The sequence below is a fragment of the Xenorhabdus vietnamensis genome, from assembly GCF_002127535.1.
GTDB classification, from domain to species: Bacteria; Pseudomonadota; Gammaproteobacteria; order Enterobacterales; family Enterobacteriaceae; genus Xenorhabdus; species Xenorhabdus vietnamensis.
Genome location: NZ_MUBJ01000021.1, coordinates 39,405 through 60,332 on the forward strand (window position 1 = coordinate 39,405; position 20,928 = coordinate 60,332).

At 42.3% G+C, this 20,928-nt stretch carries 13 protein-coding genes; 4 read left to right on the forward strand and 9 right to left on the reverse strand.

Annotated elements, in window-relative coordinates; all coding sequences use genetic code 11:
• Positions 1–93: 93 nt before the first annotated feature.
• Complete coding sequence (pepN, locus tag Xvie_RS15860; RefSeq protein WP_086110153.1) at positions 94–2,712, reverse strand: aminopeptidase N; 2,619 nt, start codon at positions 2,710–2,712, stop codon at positions 94–96.
• Between the two features lie 460 nt (positions 2,713–3,172).
• Here pepN and pncB point away from each other — a divergent pair, with 460 nt between their 5' ends.
• The 4 genes from pncB to Xvie_RS15880 all read left to right on the forward strand — a co-directional run bounded on the left by pncB (position 3,173) and on the right by Xvie_RS15880 (position 8,884).
• Positions 3,173–4,387, forward strand: a complete 1,215-nt coding sequence (gene pncB / locus Xvie_RS15865; protein WP_086110154.1) for a nicotinate phosphoribosyltransferase — start codon at positions 3,173–3,175, stop codon at positions 4,385–4,387.
• Between the two features lie 208 nt (positions 4,388–4,595).
• Positions 4,596–5,996 carry an asparagine--tRNA ligase gene (gene asnS, locus Xvie_RS15870; RefSeq protein ID WP_086110155.1) on the forward strand — a complete coding sequence of 467 codons (1,401 nt, stop codon included), beginning with the start codon at positions 4,596–4,598 and terminating at the stop codon, positions 5,994–5,996.
• A gap of 308 nt (positions 5,997–6,304) precedes the next feature.
• Positions 6,305–7,450, forward strand: coding sequence for a porin (locus Xvie_RS15875; protein WP_086110156.1), 1,146 nt, complete (start codon positions 6,305–6,307; stop codon positions 7,448–7,450).
• 243 nt (positions 7,451–7,693) lie between these two features.
• Positions 7,694–8,884 (forward strand): amino acid aminotransferase, encoded by a 1,191-nt coding sequence (locus tag Xvie_RS15880; RefSeq protein WP_086110157.1) that lies wholly within the window; start codon positions 7,694–7,696, stop codon positions 8,882–8,884.
• 99 nt (positions 8,885–8,983) lie between these two features.
• On the opposite strand, the gene Xvie_RS15885 is transcribed toward Xvie_RS15880, so the two are convergent.
• From Xvie_RS15885 to cmoM, 8 genes are all read right to left on the reverse strand, one after another.
• Complete coding sequence (locus Xvie_RS15885) at positions 8,984–9,616, reverse strand: MBL fold metallo-hydrolase (protein ID WP_086110158.1); 633 nt, start codon at positions 9,614–9,616, stop codon at positions 8,984–8,986.
• Positions 9,617–9,677: 61 nt separating this feature from the next.
• Entirely contained in the window at positions 9,678–10,226 is a 549-nt protein-coding gene (gene mepK / locus Xvie_RS15890; RefSeq protein WP_086110159.1) for a peptidoglycan L,D-endopeptidase MepK, read from the reverse strand.
• Positions 10,227–10,634: 408 nt separating this feature from the next.
• Positions 10,635–12,353 (reverse strand): L,D-transpeptidase, encoded by a 1,719-nt coding sequence (gene ldtD, locus Xvie_RS15895; RefSeq protein ID WP_086110160.1) that lies wholly within the window; start codon positions 12,351–12,353, stop codon positions 10,635–10,637.
• A 255-nt stretch (positions 12,354–12,608) separates the two neighbouring features.
• Entirely contained in the window at positions 12,609–13,322 is a 714-nt protein-coding gene (gene aphA, locus Xvie_RS15900; protein ID WP_086110161.1) for an acid phosphatase AphA, read from the reverse strand.
• A gap of 258 nt (positions 13,323–13,580) precedes the next feature.
• The gene (gene mukB, locus Xvie_RS15905) at positions 13,581–18,044 is read right to left on the reverse strand and encodes a chromosome partition protein MukB (RefSeq protein WP_086110162.1); all 4,464 of its coding nucleotides are present in this window, start codon (positions 18,042–18,044) and stop codon (positions 13,581–13,583) included.
• Positions 18,041–18,763 (reverse strand): chromosome partition protein MukE, encoded by a 723-nt coding sequence (gene mukE, locus Xvie_RS15910; RefSeq protein ID WP_086110163.1) that lies wholly within the window; start codon positions 18,761–18,763, stop codon positions 18,041–18,043. The genes mukB and mukE overlap by 4 nt, the downstream gene beginning before the upstream one ends.
• The gene (gene mukF, locus Xvie_RS15915; protein ID WP_086110164.1) at positions 18,744–20,066 is read right to left on the reverse strand and encodes a chromosome partition protein MukF; all 1,323 of its coding nucleotides are present in this window, start codon (positions 20,064–20,066) and stop codon (positions 18,744–18,746) included. Before mukF ends, mukE begins: the two co-directional genes overlap by 20 nt.
• Positions 20,063–20,848: a tRNA uridine 5-oxyacetic acid(34) methyltransferase CmoM gene (gene cmoM / locus Xvie_RS15920; protein WP_086110165.1), complete on the reverse strand. Its 786-nt coding sequence runs from the start codon at positions 20,846–20,848 to the stop codon at positions 20,063–20,065. Before cmoM ends, mukF begins: the two co-directional genes overlap by 4 nt.
• Between the last annotated feature and the right edge of the window lie 80 nt (positions 20,849–20,928).

Below are 20,928 nucleotides of genomic sequence, written 5' to 3' on the forward strand. Positions count from 1 at the left end.
ATAATGAAATTTTATAAAAACAAACTCCATTATTTTAAATGGAGTTTGTTTGTAGTCCGATATCCTCCGGCAAACCAGAGTATATATTACATATTAACTTTCAAGTGCCTTGGTAATTTTTTCGAACAGATCACCAGACAGATTTTCCAGCCCTTTCAATTGCTCTAATGCAGCACGCATTAAGACCTGACGTCTTTCATCATAACGTTTCAGACGAATCAATGGATCAATTAAGCTTGATGCAACTTGAGGATTTCGGCTGTTCAAATCCGTTAGCATTTCCACCAAAAATTGATAACCACTACCATCTTCGGTGTGGAAAGCCACAGCATTACTGGTAAAGAATGTTCTTAATAGCGAATAAACGCGGTTTGGATTGCTTAAGCTGAAAGAGCGGTGTTTCAGCAAGCCACGCACTTTATCAAGCGCATCAAAAGCCGGATTGGTTGCTTGCAGTCTGAACCACTTATCCATGACCAAACCATTCTGATGCCAACGTTGATCAAACTCATCCATTAATTGATAGTTGCAAGGCAATTCAGCAGACACCGACGCAGACAGGGCAGCAATACTGTCAGTCATGTTATCAGCCTGATAATATTGTGCCGCCACTAATTTATCAGCCAGCGCTTTGTCATCAATAAAGGCCAGATAGTAAAGACAGGTATTACGCAAATCACGTTTTGCAATATCCTGATGATCTACACGGTATGCACCTGAATGAAGGCTGTGATAAACCGCAGCAAATTCATCAGCCATTTCATTGGCCAACGCTTTTACCATTGCACGAATGACATCTTGGATAGCTTTAGGATCTACAACCGTAAATTGTTCCGCTATTTCATTTTCAGATGGCAAAGTCAGGATCAATGCAGCCAAGGCTGGATCAATTTCTTTATCCAGCAATACAGCACGAAAAGCATCAATGACATGCATTGGCAATTCCAGTGGCTGAGATTTTTGGTTACGGGCAACATTCAACTTCACATAATTGGTCAGCAATGCTTGCGCTGCATCCCAACGGGAAAACTCATTGCGAGCATGTTTCATCAAGAATGAAAGTTGTTCATCACTGTACGGATAATCCAACTTCACTGGTGCAGAGAATTCACGCAATAAAGAAGGAACAGGCCTTGATGGAACACCATCAAATACAAATGTTTGTTCTGTATTAATAATATTCAAAACATGGTGCACAGGCTGACCATCTCGGCGCAGTGGGATTACCCTTCCTTGTTCATCATAAAGCTCGATATCCAAAGGAATATGCAGTGGTTGTTTCTCTTTCTGATCTGCCGTTGGTGGTGTCATTTGACTAACGTGCAAAACATATTGCTGTTTTTCTGCATCGTATTCATCACGGACAGTCAGCACAGGCGTCCCTGATTGGCTATACCAGCGACGGAAGAGTGTCAAATCGACATTTGAAGCATCTTCCATTGCCTGAACAAAATCATCACAGGTTGCAGCACTACCATCATGTCGGTGGATATAAAGCTGCATACCCGCCTGAAATTGTTCTTCACCCAGTAAGGTATGGATCATCCGGATAACTTCTGAGCCTTTTTCATAGACAGTCAGCGTGTAGAAGTTATTCATTTCCATCACCTGATCGGGACGGATAGGGTGAGCCATAGGGCTGGCATCTTCAGCAAACTGTGCAGCACGCATGACACGCACGTTATTGATACGGTTAACGGAACGTGAACCTAAATCAGAACTAAACTCTTGATCACGGAATACGGTCAGCCCTTCTTTCAGGCTTAGCTGGAACCAATCGCGGCAGGTAATGCGGTTTCCTGTCCAGTTATGGAAATACTCATGACCAATCACCGCCTCAATAGCGAGATAATCTTTGTCTGTTGCTGTTTCCGTTTTTGCCAATACATATTTGGAATTAAAGATATTCAGTCCCTTGTTCTCCATTGCGCCCATGTTGAAGAAATCAACGGCAACGATCATATAGATATCAAGGTCATACTCCAAACCAAACCGTGTTTCATCCCATTTCATCGAATTTTTCAGCGATGTCATGGCCCAGTCAGCGCGATCCAAGTTGCCACGATCAACAAACAATTCCAATGCAACCTTACGACCGCTGCGGGTCACAAACGTGTCACGCAGGACATCAAAATCCCCCGCAACCAATGCGAACAAGTAAGCAGGTTTTGGGAATGGATCCTGCCATTTCACCCAATGGTGCCCATCTTCCAACTCTCCTTGTTCAATATGGTTACCATTGGAAAGCAAGAATGGATATTTGGATTTATCCGCAGTAATGCGGGTAGTAAAACAAGCCAGAACATCGGGACGATCCAAATAATAAGTGATGTGACGGAATCCTTCAGCCTCACACTGGGTACACAAGGCATCCCCAGACACATACAGCCCCTCAAGTGCTGTATTTGCTGATGGGTTAATTTCATTCACAATTTTCAGGGTGAATTGAGCTGGAAGTTGTTCAATCAGTAATTTTCCATCCTGTTCCTGATAATGCTCCCATACTTTATCATCTATATAGATACTTTTTAATGTGAGGTTTTCTCCATCCAGAACCAGTGGAGTAATATCATTAGCCAGACGTTTTACCTGACTGATTGCCGTCACTGTTGTTTTCTCAGCACCTAATTCAAAATCGAGATCAATGTCGGTAATTGTGTAATCTGGTGCTTTATAATCCAGACGTTGTTTAACGAGTCGCTGTTGTGTCATAGGGAACCTTTTCCATTACTTTTAACAGGCATGTTTTAGCAGGTGTGCTTTCACAGGTGTATTCTTAACAGACATAGATAGTTAATGGCGTCTATATAACCTTATATATGACCTTAACTACAAAGCGCCTGACATATTGCGTTTCCATAGAAACATTCCAAGCGCTAACGCTGCCATAGAGCAATCATTCTTTCAATCGGTAAGTCTCTTTTTTCAGATGTTAATAACTTATTAAATAAAGGTATAAATGATGTAGTCAGCATATTAGTACTTTCGTGCGAATTGTCATCTCATATCTCATTTAACATGATATTATCTATAAATGGATTAACCTTAATCTTTAGGTTCGGGAAAATATATGCAGCTATATGGCTTCAATAACCTAATAATCACGGTATACTCTCCCAACTTTATCGATTTAGCTGATACGAATACGCTCCGCGAGGATGCTTGACGCGCCATGACTTTAGACGCTACCCCGATTATTAAATCGCTGCTTGATACTGATGCTTATAAGTTTCACATGCAGCAAGCAGTGTATCACCATTACTGCAATATTCCTGTTGTTGCAGAGTTTCGTTGCCGTAGTGATGAGTTGCTCGGAGAATACGCCGAGGCATTACGTCATCAGATTGATATGATGGCAGACTTAGCATTGACAGAACGCGAAGTCGATTATCTTTCTCGCCTCCCGTTCTTTAAAGAGGATTACCTGAACTGGTGCAAAACATTCCGCTTTAATCCTAAACAAGTAGAAGTTTCTGTTACCCATAAAGGACAGTTAGCCATCCGTATTTCTGGTTTATGGCACGAAGTGATCTTGTGGGAAGTACCTTTGCTTGCCCTGATCAGCGAATTAGTTCACCGCCATCGCTCACCTGAAATAACACCAGAAGATGCCGTTATTCAGCTGAGAAAACTGATTGAGCTGTTTTATAAAGACGCTGCAGAAAAAAATATCGATCTGTCCGGCTTTAAATTAATGGATTTTGGTACTCGCCGTCGTTTTTCGCACGAAGTGCAATATGCCATTATCAATGAGCTGAAAAATAGCTTCCCCTATTTGATCGGAACCAGTAATTATCAGTTGGCAGAGCAACTTGAGCTCCCTCCTCTCGGTACACAAGCTCATGAATGGTTTCAAGCTCATCAACAGATTAGCCCGGAATTAGCTAATAGTCAGCGGGCTGCACTACAAACATGGCTGAATGAGTATCCAAACCAGTTAGGTATCGCCCTGACTGATTGCATTACCATGGATGCTTTCCTACGCGATTTTGACAAACCATTAGCGACAGCTTACCAGGGCCTGCGCCACGATTCTGGCGATCCTATTGAGTGGGGTGAAAAAGCCGTCGCACACTATCAATCTCTGGGTATCGATCCAATGACGAAAACATTGGTATTTTCTGATAGTTTGGATCTGCAAAAAGCATTGGCGCTGTATCGTCATTTCCACAAGAGAATTAACGTTATTTTCGGTATTGGTACACGGTTAACCTGTAATATTCCGGGTATAAAGCCACTGAATATCGTTATCAAGCTCGTCGAATGCAATGGTAAACCAGTAGCGAAACTTTCGGATAGTCCCGGAAAAACCATCTGTGAAGATGATGAGTTTGTCGATAGGTTACGTCGAGCGTTTGATATTCCCTATATAGAGAAAGCAGTATAATTCGGTCAATTGTCCTTTGCGTAACCAGCATCATGCTGGTTACGCAAGTAAAAAAACAACTTTTCCCTAGTTTCCTCGTTAACGCCCTCAATTTCCTCTTGTTTCCTGAGAGATGACAAGTAAGATAGAAGATCTGCTCCCTGATGAAGGGGGCTTTGTGGTAAATCTATCTAGTTATTAATCCATTGTATAAAAAAGAGAGAAATTTATGAGCGTAGCGCCTGTAGTCGATGTACTGCAAGGCCGTGTTCCGGTTGGCGATGAAGTCACCGTCCGCGGTTGGGTACGTACAAGGAGAGATTCTAAAGCTGGTATCTCATTCCTCGCCGTCTATGACGGTTCCTGCTTTAATCCATTACAGGCAGTCGTTAATAATAATTTACCTAATTATCAGGATGAAGTATTACATTTAACCACAGGTTGTTCTGTAGAAATCACTGGTACTGTGGTGGAATCACAAGGTAAAGGCCAGTCTTTTGAGCTACAAGCCACTAAAGTCGTTGTCGTTGGCATGGTTGATGATCCAGATACCTACCCAATGGCAGCCAAACGTCACAGTATTGAATATCTGCGTGAGGTTGCTCACCTTCGCCCACGCACCAATTTGATTGGCGCAGTTGCTCGTGTTCGCCATACACTGGCTCAGGCTCTGCATCGTTTCTTCCATGAAAAAGGCTTCTTCTGGGTATCATCACCATTGATCACAGCATCAGATACAGAAGGTGCTGGCGAAATGTTCCGTGTTTCCACTTTGGATATGCAAAACTTGCCGCGCACAGATAAAGGCGAAGTGGATTTCAGCCAAGACTTCTTCGGTCGGGAAGCCTTCCTGACGGTATCCGGTCAGTTGAACGGTGAAGCGTATGCATGTGCATTAAGCAAAGTTTACACCTTCGGGCCAACTTTCCGCGCAGAAAACTCCAATACCAGCCGCCACTTGGCCGAGTTCTGGATGGTTGAACCAGAAGTGGCTTTTGCCGATCTGAATGATATCGCCAAACTATCCGAAGAAATGCTGAAATATGTTTTCAAAGCGGCATTGGAAGAGCGTGCCGATGATTTGGCTTTCTTTGCAGAACGTGTTGATAGCGAAGTTGTTACTCGTCTGGAAAAATTCGTCGATTCTGATTTCATCCAATTGGATTACACCGATGCGATAGAAATTCTGGAAAATTGCGACCAAAAATTTGAGAACCCAGTTTTCTGGGGTGTTGATTTGGCATCGGAGCATGAGCGCTATCTGGCAGAAAAACATTTCAATGCACCAGTAATCATGAAGAACTATCCAAAAGACATCAAAGCCTTCTATATGCGCATGAACGAAGATGGTAAAACCGTCGCAGCGATGGATGTTCTGGCTCCGGGCATTGGTGAAATCATCGGTGGTTCCCAACGTGAAGAGCGCCTGGATATGCTGGATAAGCGTATGGAAGAAATGAACCTGAATAAAGAAGATTACTGGTGGTATCGTGATCTGCGTCGCTACGGCACCGTTCCTCATGCCGGTTTCGGTTTGGGCTTCGAACGTTTGGTTGCTTATGTAACAGGTGTATCCAACGTTCGCGACGTTATCCCATTCCCACGGACACCAAGAAACGCAAGTTTCTAATGAATCAGGTCAATAAATAAGCTAGGAATCAATCCTTCGAAAAGCCAGTAAAAGCTGGCTTTTTTCATTTTATGACGAAAAGCACATAAAAAAAGTTCCCTCATATTTACACTTTGAAACATCTATTTTCATTTTGTTACTGATTTTGTACTTTTGTAGCATTTTGAGGGTAGATAAAATTCATTACCAATGGAACACTGGTCGCCGACTAATAAGACACTCGATACCCACAAATAGTTCCAAAAATTTTTAGTGTTCTATTTCTGGCGGTGGCAGATGTCTAGATAACACCAATGAGGGTAATAATAATGAAGCGCAATATTCTTGCAGTGGTAATCCCAGCTCTGCTGGTTGCTGGTACAGCAAACGCGGCTGAAATTTTTAACAAAGACGGCAACAAACTGGATCTGTACGGTAAAGTAGACGTTCGTCATCAGATCGCAGACAAAAGAAGCGGTGAAGATGGTGATGCTTCTTATGCTCGTATCGGCATCAAAGGCGAAACTCAGATCTCTGACCAACTGACTGGCTTTGGTCGTTGGGAATACAACTTGGAAGCTCATAAAGCAGAAGGTGAGCAAAATACCTCTACTACTCGTCTGGCTTTTGCTGGTTTGAAATTCGCTAACTATGGTTCACTGGATTACGGTCGTAACTATGGTGTGAACTATGATGTCAACGCATGGACTGACGTACTACCAATCTTTGGTGGTGACTCCATGTCTCATAAAGACAACTACATGACTCATCGTGCTACTGGTCTGTTGACTTACCGCAACACTGACTTCTTCGGTTTGGTTGACGGTCTGAACTTTGCTCTGCAATACCAAGGTCAAAACAGCGATCGCACCAAAAACAAACGCACAGATATTGAAACAGCAAATGGTGATGGCTACGGTTTATCTGCCACTTACAATGTAGGCTACGGTATCACTGTTGGTGGTTCTTATGCTAATTCTGCACGTACCTTAGGTGATAAAGACGTTGCGGGCCAGAAACAGTCTGATGCTTTCGGTAAGCGTGCTGAAGCATGGAATATCGGTGCCAAATACGATGCTAACAATGTCTACTTGGCAGCTATGTACGGCGAAACCCGTAACATGACTCCAGGTAAAGGTGGTCATGAATACAACCGTGGCTCAGTAGAGCGCTTTGACGGTATCGCTAATAAAACTCAGAACTTCGAACTGGTTGCACAATACCTGTTCTCTGACTTAGGTCTGAAACCATCTTTGGCTTACGTTCAATCCAAAGGTAAAGATCTGGAACGTAACGACGGTAACAAAGGTTTCAATGCAGATCTGGTTAAATATGTTTCTGTAGGTACTTACTACTACTTTAACAAAAACCTGTCTACCTATGTTGATTACAAAATCAACTTGTTAGACAAAAACGAAAAGGGCGATGCAAACGCTCGCAACGTATTCGGTGTTGGCCTGACTTATCAGTTCTAATCACTGCTGATAAACGGTTTAACGAAAAGTTAAACACAGTTATCTCAGAAAAAGCAGCGCTTCAGCGCTGCTTTTTACGTTTTACTTCCCTGTTTTTTCAGGCCCTTTTTTTCACTACGTAAACTACTTCACAAGATTTTATTCTTTTTGCTACAAGTGGTTGGCAAATGGATTCCTTAAGGTTACCCTGAGCGGCGTACAACTTATTTTGGGCTTAACTCTCCGAGTCTTGGAATCAAAAAAATGTTTGAGAAAATCACAGCAGCGCCTGCCGATCCTATTCTTGGTTTAGCGGATAGCTTTAAAGCCGATCCTCGTGAAAATAAAATCAACCTGGGTATCGGAGTCTACAAAGACGAAACCGGTAAAACCCCTGTCCTGACTACCGTTAAAAAAGCAGAGAAATTCCTGCTGGAAAACGAAACCACCAAAAATTATCTGGCAATTAGTGGATTACCTGAATTTGGCCGCGTCACTCAGAAACTGCTCTTCGGCGAAACCAACCCTATCGTAACTGATAAACGCGCCCGTACTGTACAAAGTCCAGGCGGAACCGGCGCACTGCGTACTGCCGCTGACTTTATCGCTAAACAGACCACTGCAAAACGCGTTTGGATCAGCAACCCAACATGGCCAAACCATAAAGGTGTTTTCTCCAGTGCGGGTTTAGAAATCCGCGAATACAACTATTACAATGCAGAAAAACATGCTTTGGATTTCGATGGCATGCTGGCAAGCCTGTCTGAAGCGCAAGCTGGTGATGTTGTTTTGCTGCATGGCTGCTGCCATAACCCAACGGGTATCGATCCAACGGCTGAACAATGGCAAAAATTAGCAGATCTATCTGCTGCAAATGGTTGGTTGCCAGTGTTCGATTTTGCCTACCAAGGCTTTGCCAAAGGATTGGATGAAGATGCAGAAGGTCTGCGTATCTTTACCAAAAACCACAATGAATTGATCGTTGCCAGCTCTTATTCCAAAAACTTTGGCCTGTACAATGAGCGCGTTGGTGCTTGCACCATCGTTGCATCAGATAGCGATACCGCAGAAAAAGCATTCAGCCAAGCAAAATCCATTGTTCGTACCAACTACTCTAACCCACCAGCACACGGTGCTTCCGTTGTGACGACAATTCTGTCTGATGACGATCTGAAAGCAGAGTGGATTCAGGAATTGGCAACAATGCGTGAGCGTATTCAACGCATGCGCCAGCTATTTGTGAACACCTTGCAAGAAAAAGGTGCGAAACAAGATTTCAACTTCATTATCTCTCAAAATGGCATGTTCTCATTCAGCGGCTTGACAAAAGAACAAGTTGAACGCCTGCGTGAAGAATACGGTATTTATGCAGTTAGCTCCGGCCGTATCAATGTTGCAGGTTTAACACTGGAGAACATGGTTCCTCTGTGTGAAGCTATTGTTGCTGTACTCTAATTTGTATCTAATTAGTTGATATTTATTCCAAAAAAGCCGCTGAGAAGCGGCTTTTGTTTTCTTTATCTCATTCATTACGTCAAGAAAAACCGCTTCCAATTAATCTTGCAAGAATGGGTTGGTTTTCCGTTCGTGTCCCACAGTTGACATCGGCCCGTGACCAGGAATGAATTGATAATCATCGCCTAATGGTAATACTTTTTCCTTAATGGATTGAATCAATTCATCATAATTGCCACCGGGAAAATCAGTGCGACCAATGCTACCTTTAAATAGCACATCTCCCATTGAAATTAATTTATCAGCATGATTAGCAAGGACTATATGTCCTGGTGTATGCCCCGGGCAATGCAAAACAGATAATTCAACATGACCAATTTGCAATGTATCTCCCTCATCTAACCAACGATCTGGCGTAAAAGAGGGGCACGGTTCAACACCAAACATTTGGCATTGAATTTCCAAACCTTCGATCCAAAAAGCATCTCCCTTATGTGGCCCGTAAACAGGAACATCAAAATGCTTCACAACTTCAGCAGTAGCGCCAACATGATCATAGTGACCATGTGTTAGCAAAACTTGAGTAAGTTTCAGCTCACGGCGCTCTATTTCGGCAATAAGTTGTTCAGCATTACCACCAGGATCAACAATCGCCGCTTCCTGAGTTTCTTCACACCAAATCAATGTACAATTTTGCATCGCCATAGTGACGGGGATAATGTGGTATTTCATTATATTGTTTAACTCCACAATCAAGACTCATTGTTGGTAATAAGATTAATTGGTAACAAGGTTACCACGTCCTGACCGGGCCTGTATCAATATGAATAAAGTTACTCTTTGGATAAAACCCAACTCCCCCGGCCTGCATTTTTAGGGCAGCCTTACGAATACGTGCGAGCTGAATACCATCAATGTGGAAATCCATCGCTTGCCCACGGGTATGGTAACTATGTTTTGCCACCCCACCACTGGCGTGGCGTAACATATTATTTGTCGTCAGTGAACGATAACCAGAAACTAGCTGAACAGGTTTATTTATTCCCATCATCATTTGCAATAAATAAATTTGATCAAACAATTTCGGATCAATAGTTTTAACTTTATTTTGACGAAAATCACGAAACAAATGATTCAGGCGAGCTAATTCTGATTTATCATACCGATGACCATCAAAGAATTCAGCTTTGAGTGTTTCTCCTGTATGAAGGTTATCAAAACGTAAAATCCTAGGACGTGGTGTTGTCAATGCAGCCAAAGCAGATTGAGGTAATAAACTTAATCCCAATGCGGCCACACTTACGCCGAGCCACTTTCGGCGATCGTGGTCAATGTTACTCATAGATAATATGCCCTGCTATTCTCTGATGCCTTAATGATCTCTAAACTAATTAATATATTAGATTAAACGACTAATAAGACATCAGTAAATAAAAAGTAGTTTCAATTTTTTTGTATATTAGTGTAAATTTGCCAATTAATTATTGTGACCAATATAACATAATGCAAATTATATTAAAGCTAGATTAGATTTTAATGATGTCATGTCATTGATAGATATTTTCCACATAAATTATAAAACCCCACCAGAAACAGAAAAATAACTCATTAAAAAATTTATACCATAAAAAACACCGAAAAATAATCAGAAATATAAAGTAACGGTGAAGAATATATTATTTTCTTCACCGCCTATAGCATAGATATCAATGTCAATTTGATGTCTTTAAGCATTGTTAGTAATGAAAAATTATAAATTATTCTTTACTACCAAGATCTTGGATAGAAAATCTGAATGCTGTCTTGCATTAAAATCATAATCATAGATATCTGCCCGGTATTGTGGTTTCCCTTCCTCATCAACCCAAGCAGTTTGGTAATAGAGAAATACAGGAATTTTTTTGGGGATATTTACATACTTTGTTGACCATGTTTTCAATGAATCACTAACTTTAGTTTTATTCCAACCCGCGTCTCCCAACAGCATATTAGCCAACTCAGGTGCTTTATTTACACGCACACAACCAGAACTGACCGCTCTCATTTCACGACCAAAAGAAGCTTGATTGGGTGTATCATGTAAATAAATTGCCTCTGAATTTGGCATATTAAATTTGAAACGTCCCAATGAATTAGTTGGGCCAGGTGCTTGTCTTATACGATAAGGAAAACTACCCGGAGTTACTACATTCCAGTCAATTAGTGAAGGATCGATAACTCTAGCATCATTGCTCCAACTGGAGAAAACCGTATAACCACGTGAGTGAAAATAACCTGGATCACGCATCGCTCTTGGTGCAATATCTTTTCGAGTCATGCTAGTCGGCACATTCCACGGGGGGTTGATTACTACATTATTCAACTCACTGCTCATAATGGGTGTTTTTCGGCTGGGCCGCCCAACAACGACTTTAGAATTTAATACTTCTTTGCCATTCAAATAATAAAAAAGCGAGTAATTAGGAATATTAACTAAAATACCTGTAGGTATATCTCCCGGAATAATCCGTAGTCGTTGGATATTTAATGCCATAATGCGAGCCCGGGTTTGTGGTGTCATATTTAACCAAATTTTAGTGGATTTACCGATAACTCCATCAGCTGACAACCCATGTAAGGCTTGAAAACGTTTTACTGCTGCTGTTAATTCTTTGCCATAAACCTTACTATCAGATTTGACAAAAGATACATCCAATACATCTGAACGAGCCAGTATTTTCCTTAATGCAATAACACTTTCACTACTTTGTTCAGGTCTCAGAGTCCCTTTAAGCGTAAATTCAGTCCATGGCCTTTTATCAGCCAATTGAGTCAGCATTTCTTTACGCATATTTTCATACATAGGGTGATTTGGTGATAAGCTCTTAATATAAGATAAAACATTACTATTATTAATATACTTTTGCCATGTATCGATTAAATTAGAGGGAGGTAATTCTATTTTATAGGAAAATTTACCATATAACCATGAATCTCCTTTTTTATTAACATTACTTATAAAATGGAGATAACCTAACATAGCATCAGATAAAATAATATCACGCCCCATGTCGCTTAACTCTGGAGAATTAAGTTGTATCAACCATTTTTCAAATTGAGGCTGAAAACCAGCTAGCGATATTTCAAGCAATTGATCTTCAAATTGTTTAATAACTTTTTTATCTGACCATAATGGATTCATCTTATTGTCAGCATATAAAGTTACTAAACGATCAAGGAATACCAGTTCTACTTGTTGTGGCAACCAAGTTTGTAGCTGCTTTCGATTTTCATCAGTAGAAGACACTGAAAAAACAGGAATAGTCTTATCAGTTGAAACAATAGACTCTTCTTTTTTTTGTTCCGCTGGTAATTGTTGCATACTACTTGATGGTAGTCCATTTTGTTGATTTGCAAAGGCTCCCTTTGATACCATCAAAACGCTAAAGATAAAAGAAACCTTCAGTAATCTGGCTGTGTTCTTTGCCATAAGAGCTCACCTCACCTTATTATGTATGCAGCTATCCAATGACTTATTCTAATTATTAACGGGTCTATTTTATCAGAAAATAATAGTAATAATTATATATATAATTATCTATTAAGACAGAGAACCACAAAATATATCCAATGATATCGAACAAAAAAAACTTTTCACTATAATGAATTAGCTTACTCTTATCTTAAGAAACAAAAAGGCACCTCAAGTGCCCTGACTCAATGTTAATTCTTTAAATTTTTCAGATTAATACTCAGATTTAATGACTACTTCTTCTCCAAATCGACCTGCTTTAGGTAGAGGCTGATAAGAAGAATTTGATGCCCTCAATATACGAATGCCACGGATATTCAGCTCACGTGCCGCAGCAATATCAGCATCTGCATCACCATAGTAGATTTTCAATTTATGATCTCTCATCCAACTGATTTTATTATTTTTATCTGGTTCATCACCCGCAAAAATAACAGCATTCATTTTATTAGCTGGAATGTGCAAGTCTTCCTGCAAATATTTTGTCACAGTCTCTGTCTTAGTTTTTGTACGGCCTGTGATAAAATAAATATTATCACCTCGCTTCAAATGCATCTGAACCAATTCAATGCCGATTTGCTTTGGCATACTGAATTTATCCCATTCGTTATTCATTTTTTCCCAAAATTTTGGATTTTTCAGATAGCTATTGTCATTAGGTGAGTATTCTAATTTACCACGATAAAAGCCTGGGCTTGAAAACAGTACAGTATCATCAATATCAAACCCTACCGCCATTGCTGATTGGTTTTTCAGGCTCCGCTTGATTTGCTCTACGGATACCCAATGCACCGCATGACGTTGAGCCAAATCTGCCGAAGTGACTCCTGAATCAACTTGCTCAGGCATAAACATTTTTGCCTGTGCTACACCATTCAAACCAAAAACGAGCACAATCATACTGAATATTAAGGTAAATTTACGCATCGTTATTCCTTTTTGTATTAATCATAACGTTGCGGGATAGTAAACTTTTTCATTTCATCAAAACGAGACATATAGCACAATTACCCCATGTTACCATTACTGATTAAAGTAATTTAAACTCTTCATAAGCCAATATCATCATAATAATTTGCCTGCTTACAAGAAAACTAATAAATATAACTTATGATAAGAATTCACCAATAAGAAAGGAGCACAATATGCTCCTTTCTTAAATAGACATTTCACTCAAAGATGAAATTATTCTTGTAATACCGCTTGTGACTGTATTTTCGGTTGTTCAGTAACCGGAATATCTTGCCCAAAACCACGTAACCCAACAACATGTACATGTTCTTGATTATTGAAAATCTTACGTACCAGTTTATAGGTTGTCCCTTTTTCTGGACTGATATTTTCCGGCGCAGCGATAATTAACTGCATTTGTAGACGTTCACATAACTCAAACAATGTTGCGATTGATTTCGCATCCAATCGGGCTGCTTCATCAAGGAATAGCAGTCGACATGGTGAAATATCTTTACCACGCAAGCGACGTGATTCCTCTTCCCAGCTCTGTACGACCATAACCAAGATGGACATCCCCGTACCAATCGCTTCCCCTGTAGACAAAGCGCCACTTTCCGCTTTCAGCCAGCCATCAGAACCTCGGTTGACTTCAACATCCAGCTCAAGGTAATTGCGATAATCTAGCAATTCCTCACCAATGGTCTGAGGTAGACGCTGCCCCATATCAATTTGCGGATTCAAGCGCTGATAAAGCTTCGCCATCGCCTCTGAGAAGGTCAAGCGCTGGCTGTTGAACAGATCCTGATGCTGTTCCTGTTGTTCAGAAAGCACATCCAGCAAGAGAGCATGGCTTTCACGTACATTTACATTCAGACGGACACCGCCAACCTGCCCAAAGGAAACCGCCTGCAAGCCTTGATTCAGCATACGAATACGGTTCTGTTCACGTTGAATAGTCTTGCGAATGATATTCGCCACGCTTTTGGAACTAATCGCCAATTTCTGCTCACGAGCGGTTAATTCTTCAGTTAAACGTGCCAGCTCAATTTCCATCTGTTCGATAGCATCAACAGGATCATCCGTACGGATAATATCCTGACGGATACGTTCACGAAGATGTTGGTAAACAGCAACAAAAAATTGGATTTTACGTTCAGGACGTTTCGGATCTTCGGACAAACGCAACGTATCACGCAGGTGCTCATTATCGGCTACTGCCAGACGTAGTGCTCCCAGCGCTTTATCCGACATTGAACGCAAATCATCACCGTCCATATAGGCCAGTTCACGGCGATGCAAGCGGCGTTCAACACCGTTGTCTTTCACCATGCGCATAACTGCACACCAACCCGCTTTAGAAGAAACTACCTGCTCACGTTTCTGGTAATAATCTCGCTCAGATTTACGCAGTTTCTTCTGGAGGTTTTCCATTTCCGCTTCACAGAATGCAATCTGTTTCTCTAATTGGTTAATGCGGGAACGGTTAGTATTCACAGATGCGTGGAGCTGATCACGACGTTCACGGGCGCGGCTTTCTGCATTAGCATCTGCCTGAACACCAATATCTTTCATCTCCTGCTCAAGCTCTTTCAACATATCTTGCTTAGTGTCATAAGAACTTTTCAATGATGCCAATACTTGGTTGAACTGTGCATATTGTGCTTGTTGCTGACGCAATTGCTCACGCGCACGGCTACGATCAGATTCTGCGTGCTCAAGACGCTGACGCAGTTTATCGTTCAGATCAGTATTCTCACTAAGCATACCGGCAGAGTCGCTGTAACTGAAATGCGCACGGCGCTGCACAATTTCTGTCAAAGCAAAGGCTTGTTGCTTGGCCTTATTCTGACTGTGTTTCGCTGTCTCATAATCTTTCTGCAACTGTTCGTGTTGTTGTGGATCACTTTGCAATGCAGAAACCAGTGGCTCAAGTTTGATCAATGCATTACCGTGTTGTTGCAGAAAACGAGCAGCATCCTGAGCCTCACTCATTTCTTCACGAACTGTTTCTACTCGATCAAGTAGAGTTTCATCCAATAAAATTGGAATTTGTGGAATCAGACGATTCAATACTGACAGGCTCTCTTTCGCCTGAACAAGTTTCTGCTGATGCTGCTGAGTCTGAGCTTCAAATTGAAATAGCTCACGTTCCAACTCAATGCGGCGCTGGCTCAGATGACGAATTTCCGCTTCGGGATCATCATCAAATGCAACAGCAAGGTGTTTACCCACAAAACGGCTGAAAGCCTGATGCGCACGTTGAATTTTCTGAACATCAAACGAAAGTGTCGCATAGCGCTCTGCCAGCGTATCACGCTCAAGACTGAGTGCTTCCTGACGATTTTCTCTTGCTGCCCGTCCAAATAACGGAACCTCTGGATAACGGGAATAACGCCACTGACGGTCTGATGATTTCACCAGAACTGCGTTTTCCTGTTCTTCAAAATGGAATACGCTGTCGTCGAAAGATTGCGGATCTCCTTCAATCAAATAGAGATCTTCAGGACAATCTTCCAATGCTTCCAGATGTGGGCGAACCAGTGAGAGATCAGGCACAACGATTGCATGACGTGCAGGGCCATACAATGCTGAGAAATAAGGTGCATCATCAATGGTAATGTCATCATAAATTTCAGACAACAATACACCACCAAAGCGCTCCGCTAATGCCAGCAAACGGCTATCTTCGGCACCACTTGGCTGACTCAGGCGCTCAATCTGTTTTTCCAGTTCACGCTTCTGTGCAGCAATATCATCACGCTCAACGGTAATTTCACGCTCTTGCTCAAGCAATTGCTGCATGTATTCAGTGACATCGTGACTATTTTCGAATGTTTCATTGGACTGATCACAAAGTTGGGTCAATGTTTCCTGTGCAGCCAACCATACTGGTGCCCTTGCTGTCAGCACCTGAATTTTTTGTTTGAGCTGTTCAAACTCCTGACGTATTTGAATACGACGTTCACCGCTTTCATTGCCACTCAAGCTCAATTCTTCCAACTGAGCTTCCAATTCACCCTGCAACGCCTCTAAATCTTCTACCTGATATTGCTGGTTATGACGCTTACAGAATTCTTCCAGCAAACGTTCTGCATTTTGCTGGCTGTTCAGGCGCTGCTCCAATTCAGCCAACTGGATACGCAAAGGTTGAACCCGCTCCGCCAAATGGCGCTGGGATGACCATTCACGCAATGCTTCACGGGCTGCTTGCCATGCTTCACTGCGGCTCACTTCACCAACGATGTTTTTTACCAGCTGGTAAGCCTGTTCAAACTGACTATGGGCGGCATCAGCAACACTCAATTTTTGTTCCAGAGCCAGCAAGGTTTCAGTTGCCTGCTGCGCTTTGGCCTGATAGGTTTCCTGCCATTCGTCAGCATTTGCAATCGATAGATCCGAGAGCTGACAAAGTTCACGGGCACGCTCTAACGCTTGTAGTGCCTGCTGATACTGAATGGCTCGGGTTTGCTGAACGTCCAAAGCTTGTTGGTAATCAGCAAGCTGACTTTTCAGCTCATCAACTTCTTGTTCTGCTGCTTCAGATATGACTTCATATTTCGCCTGAAGATCTTTCGCCTCTTCTACAACTTCGCCCTGTTCTTCCAACCGATAAGTCAGCTCTTCAATATCAGATTGATAACGATCGATTTTTTCCTGTTGACGCATCGCCGTTTGAACCAGATTCAGGTGATCGCTGGCCGCCTGATAATCCATTTCCAAATCAGAAGATGCACCACTTTGTTCCGTCAGTTCCCTCGCCATTTCAACATGACGATACTGTTCTGTGATCAATTGACGACGACTGCCAAATAACTCACTGCGCAAAGCCAATGCTTCATCCAGATGAACGCGGCGTTCATTGGCATGACGCATATAGTCAGCAGAAACATAGGCCGTAGCTTCTGTAATCAGGTGCTTGAAAAGATCGCGGTCAGATTGAGTTACACGGATGGCTTCCAATGTAATGCGGTTTTCACGCAATGCAGCTTCCATATCCTGAAATGCTTTCCTGACACCGCTGTTTTCTGGCAGTAAATAATCACGCAATGAACGGGTAATCGCACTGGAAATCCCGCCGTACAATGATGCTTCTATCAGACGATAAAATTTGCTGCGATCACTCGCCGAACGTAAACGTTTTGGAAGCACCCCCAAATCAAACATCAGGGAATGGTAATCCGTAATCGAGTTAAATTGTTTGAACTGAACACCTTCTATCTCATCAAGACGTTCCTTTAGTTCATTCAATGGCAGAACCCGCGCCTGACGTTCATTAATATTTTCAGTCAGTAACTGCGTTGGCTGAATTGATGCAGGAACTCCCTGAATCATAAATGGTTTGATATCAACTTTTCGATCGCGTCCGGCAACTTGTTGTAAGCGAACTCCGGTGATAATCCGTTGATGGCGGGAGTTAACAACATCCAACGTGGAATAGCAGACACCTGCCCGCAGCTTACCGTGCAGCCCTTTATCGCGCGAACCACTGGTTGCGCCTGCTTCTGTCGTATTCCGGAAATGAAGCAGGGTCAAATCAGGGATCAATGCGGTTACAAACGCCGCCATTGTGGTTGATTTACCTGCACCGTTACCACCGGATAAGGTCGTCACAAGTTCGTCAAGATCAAACGTTCTGGCAAAAAAACCGTTCCAATTAACTAACGTCAGTGAGCGAAATTTACCGCGTTCAATCATGACTGCTCATCCTCCGCACCTTCTGCTGAATGCCCTGATGCTTCTTCATGTTCATTATCTTCCTGCGATATTTCCCTTTCTACCAGCATAGCTTCACCATCACGGATCATCCGTAATTGTGCCTCGCGTGGGTCATCACCGCTGCGTACATCTGCGCCAAAGCGAAATACAGCTTCGGCAATCGTAAATTTATTGCTATCGTTTTGCAGGAAATAAACCATACCCAAACGGCGTAAGCGGTTTAAAGAAGTGCGTGCTTTTTCCTGCAATTTCTGTTTGTCCAAATCTGAACCTGTCGAACGTTGATTCACTAATTTCATTAGCTTATTTTCATCTGCCAATGACAGTAATTCTTCGTACAGTTCCTGAAAGGTAAATATTCCCTGATTGGACAAGCGCTCTGGGCTGAGGTAGAGGTAACACAGAATTTTACCCACTATCATATCCAATTCAGACAGAACAGATCGCGGGATCAGCGTCGTCGAACGGGGACGCAGGTAGAAAAAACCTTCCGGTGCACGGATTAACTCGACGTTATAACGCGCATAAAACATTTCCAACTCTTCTTGGTAATCCATCAAAAAGGCATGGTTATCAAGATCATCCAGGCTGATATGACGCCCGGCCCGCAGCTGGCTGTCTAATTCAGGGAAAAGTGTATTGGATAATGCCTGAACCAGTTTCACTGGCATAAATTGTTCAATATGTGTCGATGACATGTGCCTGCACCTTGGCTCCGTAATCATTAATCGCTAACCATTCCGCTGGCAACCCAGAGAAATCCGCTTCTGCAACCCCTAACCTTACGGCTTGATCCACCAAAATACGCGCTACATCAAAATGGCGCTTATGTGGATACTGAGCGAGGTAATCGCGCAGTACAGCCCCCAAATCCAGAGGAAGTTTTGCCTGCTGGTAAACCGCCAGCGCCTGCTCTACCATTTCAGCCAATTGTTCATTGATTTCACTAAACTCTTCATATTCCATTTCTGACGGTAATTCTCCCATTACCTCTTCATTACGCAGAGTCAGTTCTTCATCTCGCATATCCAGGAAACGTTCTGCATTAGCCACGGTCAGCGCCCATGGGCTATCAAAATAATGTTGGACGGATTGACGAAGACGCTGGGCAAAAATGCGGTTTTTATCCATATCGATGGCAGTTCGGATAAATTTGTGAACGTGACGGTCATAACCTATCCACAGATCAATGGCCTGTTGCCCCCAGCTGATAATACGATCCAGTTTGCCTTGTAAGTCAAAAACCAGTTTATCCACCAGCTCAGAGCCATCACTGTCCATATTAGCTGCTTGAATACGCAATAGATTTGCCTGCAATTTGTCACCCGCCGCTTCTAATGTATCCTGAAGTTCCCGCAGTGTGCCGGAAGTTTCAGACAGCAAATGTTCACAATTGGCAATGGCGGCTTTCCAATCCTGATTGAGTAACGCGGCAATATCAGTTTTTACACTGTTTTGCTGTTCATCCATTAAACGCTGGGACATATCAATGCTGTCAAAAATTTCAGCCACAGAATATTTGAGAGGGGCAAAAACGTTGCGATGCCAATGGAATTCATCCCCACCTTCTTCGGCAGCTTCAGCCGCCCGATGTAATTCATTGGCAACAATGGATAACTGCATGGATAAACGCAATGTGGAGAATTCACGCTGGCGGATATAATAATCGCTGATACCAATTCCCAAAGGGGTTAAGCGATAAATGGCATTTCCATCCGCCAATTCACTAGTAAAACGGTTAAGTAATTTCTGGCGAACCATGTCGTTAATGGCATTATTCGCTCTGACGGATACTGCTTCAGAAGTTTGCTCAAAACCTTTACACACTTCGCGGAAAGCATCCACTAGCTCTCCTTCACTCATTTCACCATCAAGTCGTTCACTATTCAGTACGGCAATTGCCAGTAAAAAAGCCAAACGTTCTGGCGGCAACGAAATTGAAAAGTCATTTTTTCTGGCCCAGGACACAAGTTCAGGAACAGTCTGAGAATATTCACTCATAATTCGCTCTTTAAGATAGGCTTACGTGCCATCACATGAATGTAGCGCCCCAGACTGATATAAGGCTCTTGTCTGCAATAACGTTGTTCAAGTTCAAGCAACGCTGGAAAATCTGCGTTTTGTAATTGACGACTCTGCAAGTAATCGTGAAAAACCCTCACGCCTGTTCTACCTGTTATTTCCATCTTGAGTTCAGTCAGCCATTGATATACTTGTTCTGGCACTAATGGATTCTGTGGTGATAGAGAACGTTTTCGACGGCGCGGAATATTGGGTGTCGCCAAATGAAAATTACCCAAGATGGCATTACGCATGACCAAACCATTAGCATTATAAAACATTAATGAGAGTGCACCACCGGGCGTTATTATATCTCCCAATGTTTCTATTGCTTCTTTTTGGTCAGTGATCCACTCTAATACAGCATGAAATAGAATCAGATCAACGGGCTGTTCAATATGCTGGTGAATTTCCTGTACCGAGCTTTGGATAAATTGCATGTGATGGAAAACACCCCGCTCTTCGGCGTTATGTTTCGCTCTCTGAACCATCTCTTCTGATAGATCACAAAGTATGACCTGATGCCCCAATTCAGCTAATTGGCAAGCCATATTCCCTTCACCGCCCCCCGCGTCCAAGATGCGCAAAGGGCGTTGAGGCAAATGATTCAGCAATTCGTTAATATCCTGCCAGACAACGGCTTGCCTGATTTTACCCTTGGTTGTGCCGTAAATATTACGCGAAAATTTGTCTGCAATATCATCGAAATTGCGATCCAGCATGAAAAACTGCCCCACTTATAAGCTAAGTTTAATTTATCTATTGAGTAGTTATATTATCTACTGCTATTTTTACTACTATT

Coding starts and splice junctions, on each gene's coding strand:
- mukB (WP_086110162.1), bottom strand. CDS start 18,044: ATGATTGAACGCGGTAAATTTCGCTCACTGACGTTAGTTAATTGGAAC.
- mukE (WP_086110163.1), bottom strand. CDS start 18,763: ATGTCATCGACACATATTGAACAATTTATGCCAGTGAAACTGGTTCAG.
- Xvie_RS15880 (WP_086110157.1), top strand. CDS start 7,694: ATGTTTGAGAAAATCACAGCAGCGCCTGCCGATCCTATTCTTGGTTTA.
- cmoM (WP_086110165.1), bottom strand. CDS start 20,848: ATGCTGGATCGCAATTTCGATGATATTGCAGACAAATTTTCGCGTAAT.
- aphA (WP_086110161.1), bottom strand. CDS start 13,322: ATGCGTAAATTTACCTTAATATTCAGTATGATTGTGCTCGTTTTTGGT.
- asnS (WP_086110155.1), top strand. CDS start 4,596: ATGAGCGTAGCGCCTGTAGTCGATGTACTGCAAGGCCGTGTTCCGGTT.
- pepN (WP_086110153.1), bottom strand. CDS start 2,712: ATGACACAACAGCGACTCGTTAAACAACGTCTGGATTATAAAGCACCA.
- Xvie_RS15875 (WP_086110156.1), top strand. CDS start 6,305: ATGAAGCGCAATATTCTTGCAGTGGTAATCCCAGCTCTGCTGGTTGCT.
- pncB (WP_086110154.1), top strand. CDS start 3,173: ATGACTTTAGACGCTACCCCGATTATTAAATCGCTGCTTGATACTGAT.
- mepK (WP_086110159.1), bottom strand. CDS start 10,226: ATGAGTAACATTGACCACGATCGCCGAAAGTGGCTCGGCGTAAGTGTG.
- ldtD (WP_086110160.1), bottom strand. CDS start 12,353: ATGGCAAAGAACACAGCCAGATTACTGAAGGTTTCTTTTATCTTTAGC.
- mukF (WP_086110164.1), bottom strand. CDS start 20,066: ATGAGTGAATATTCTCAGACTGTTCCTGAACTTGTGTCCTGGGCCAGA.
- Xvie_RS15885 (WP_086110158.1), bottom strand. CDS start 9,616: ATGAAATACCACATTATCCCCGTCACTATGGCGATGCAAAATTGTACA.